This is a genomic window from Actinomycetes bacterium, assembly GCA_035489715.1.
GTDB lineage: Bacteria > Actinomycetota > Actinomycetes > JACCUZ01 > JACCUZ01 > DATHAP01.
Genome location: DATHAP010000176.1, coordinates 1 through 2,136, shown reverse-complemented (window position 1 = coordinate 2,136; position 2,136 = coordinate 1). Strand labels below are relative to the sequence as shown.

3 protein-coding genes are annotated in these 2,136 nt (G+C 73.7%); all 3 read right to left on the bottom strand.

All coding sequences use genetic code 11. The features are described from left to right. Positions 1 to 341 (bottom strand): FtsW/RodA/SpoVE family cell cycle protein (locus VK640_14340; GenBank protein HTE74361.1); only part of this gene is annotated, 341 nt, incomplete at its 3' end. Beyond that, positions 341 to 1,729, bottom strand: coding sequence for a PP2C family serine/threonine-protein phosphatase (locus tag VK640_14335; protein ID HTE74360.1), 1,389 nt, complete (start codon positions 1,727 to 1,729; stop codon positions 341 to 343). The genes VK640_14335 and VK640_14340, both read right to left, overlap by 1 nt. Before the next feature lie 73 nt (positions 1,730 to 1,802). Then, positions 1,803 to 2,136, bottom strand: a 334-nt coding sequence (locus VK640_14330) for an FHA domain-containing protein (GenBank protein ID HTE74359.1), incomplete at its 5' end; no start/stop codon positions are given.

Here is a 2,136-nt window from a genome sequence, read left to right as displayed (position 1 = left end):
CGGGTGACGTTGCTGTCGACCTGCTCGGCGGCGAGGTCGAGGCGGTGGATGACCGTCAGCCCGAGCCCGACGAGCAGCGCGACCGCGGGGAGCAGGAGCGGGTCGGCGTAGGGCGCCCACTTGCGGATGACCAGGTGCGCGACCACCCACAGGGCGGTGATCCAGGCGCTGAACCCGGCCATCTCCGGTCGCAGCGAGCCGGTGATCGTCAGGTCGACGATGCACTGCGCGACGACCGTGATGAGCACGGCGAACCCGAGCAGCACCGCCTCGGTGCCGCGGCGCGTAGGCAGCGGGGTGCCGGTGGCGTCGCCGCGCGGGTCGGTTGCAGGGCCGGCCATCAGTCGCTCTCCCGGCAGTTCTCCCCCGGCTCGGACGATGCCGTCGTCCGGGTCGACGAGGTCGTGGCGGAGCCGGCCTCACCGGCCGGGGGCTCGGTCGGCAGCGGTGCGCCCGGGACCTCCGGCGTGGGTGCGGCGGAGGTCGACGGGGACGGCTGGGTCGACCCGGTGGTCCGGCAGAGGGGGAGGCGCTGCTGGCGCAGCGCGGCGAGGATGCGGTCGGCGTCGTCCGCGTCGTCGGCGGTGATCCCGCCCCGCACCCGGTTGCGGGCCGCCGGGGTCAGGTCGGCCACGGCCATGCCGGTGGCCTCGTCGAGCTCGTAGAAGTCGAAGCCCACGATGGAGACGTCCAGCCCCCGGAAGACGGCGACCTGCTCGTCCGTGCCGCTGCCGTCGACGCCGACGAACCAGTGCCCGAGTGCCCAGATGTACGTACCGACCGCTCCCGCCACGAGCACGACGAGAGCCGCCACCGCCACCAGGAGAAGTCGTAGCGGGCGGCGGCGGGCGGAGGAGCCGTCGCCCGTCGGCGGTGTCGGTGGCGGCGGGGACTGGGGCTGTGGATCGGCGAGGGCGGCGCGGCCGGCCGCCGAGCGGGGGTCGACCTGGCGCTGGCCGACGTTGTCGCCGGCGGCGCCGTCGATGACCGGGTCGAGCCGGCCTCGTCCGCCGGCGTCCTCGACCACGTCGGCGACGATCACCGTGATGTTGTCGGGGCCACCGCTGCGCAGCGCCAGCTCGATCAGCCGGTCCGCCGTCGACTGGGGGTCGGGGTCCTTGAGTGCCTCGGCGAGGGTCTCCTCGCTGACGACGCCGGACAGGCCGTCGGAGCACAGCAGGTAGCGGTCGCCGTCACGTGCCTCGCGCATGGAGAGGTCCGGCTCGACCTCCTGGCCGTTGAGGGCGCGCAGCAGCAGCGAGCGCTGCGGGTGGCTGTTGGCCTCCTCGGCGGTGATCCGGCCGTCGTCGATCAGCGTCTGGACGAACGTGTCGTCGTGGGTGATCTGGGAGAGCTGGCCGTCGCGCACCAGGTAGGCCCGGGAGTCGCCGACGTGGCACAGCGCCAGCCGGCCGCCGGCGAAGAGGATCGCGGTCAGGGTCGTGCCCATGCCCTCGAGCTGGGGCGACTCGCGGATGACCTCGCGCAGGTGCTCGCTGCCCTCGAAGACGGCCTCGCGCATCGCCTGGAGCATGTCGCCGGAGGGGGCGTCGTCGTCCAGGTGCTCCAGCGCCGCGATGACCACCTTGCTGGCGACGTCGCCCGCCGCGTGCCCGCCCATGCCGTCGGCGACGGCGAGCAGGCGAGGGCCGGCGTAGACGGAGTCCTGGTTGTTGCCGCGGATCAGGCCGCGGTCCGAGCGCGCCGCATACCTCAGGACGAGGCTCATGCATCCACCTCGCTGGCGCTCGGGGGGCGCGTGCGCCCGGTTGCGGTCCTCATGTCGGTGCCGGCACGTGTCCTCACGTACGCAGCTCCAGGGCAGTCTGCCCGATGCGGATCGGCTGACCGGGACCGACCAGGAGAGGGCCCTGCACCCGCTGCTGGTCGAGGTACGTGCCGTTGGTGGAGCCCAGGTCCTCCACGTACCACTGGCCGCCCCGGTTGGTCAGCCGTGCGTGGCGTGAGCTGGCGAAGTCGTCGGTGAGGACGAGGGTGGAGTCGTCGGCCCGGCCGATCAGGATCGGCTGGTCGCCGAGCGTGATCTTCGTACCGGTCAGCGGACCGGCCGTGACCACCAGCGTCTTCGGACCGCGCTGCCCGCGCTTGCGCCCGGTAACCGCCGCGGCGGCGCGG